At 44.5% G+C, this 402-nt stretch carries 1 pseudogene; it reads left to right on the forward strand.

Annotated elements, in window-relative coordinates:
* Window positions 1-314 (forward strand): annotated as a pseudogene (locus tag CWC16_RS19555) (IS701 family transposase); the annotation flags it as partial.
* Window positions 315-402 lie beyond the last annotated feature (88 nt).

A 402-nucleotide genomic window follows, 5' to 3' on the forward strand; every position in this document is an offset into this window, starting at 1 on the left:
ACAAGTCTGAAGGTAAGAGCAAGAACGACTATTTTCGTGAAATGTTGATTGAAGTGCTGACTTGGGGGTTGAAACCTGCGTTTGTAACCGGTGACTCCTGGTACAGCTGCGTCAAGAATCTGAAGACGATAAAAAACCATCAGACAGGATTTATGTTTGCAGTTGAGAAAAACAGGACGGTATCACTGGAAAAAGGTCAATGGCAGCCGGTTCAAAACCTTGAGATACCAGATGATGGTTTGGATGTCTGGCTCAAAGACTTTGGCAAGGTCAGGTTGTTCAGGACGATGCTAAAAGACCAGCGTCGCCACTATACCCAAGTGAATTCAAGATGCAGGGTTTAACCTTTGAAAATTGTCGTTAATCAGGCTGAGTAGCGAAGCACCTATTTTCGGCAGCGTT

It is taken from the genome of Pseudoalteromonas sp. S3776 (assembly GCF_005886915.1).
Lineage (GTDB): Bacteria > Pseudomonadota > Gammaproteobacteria > Enterobacterales > Alteromonadaceae > Pseudoalteromonas.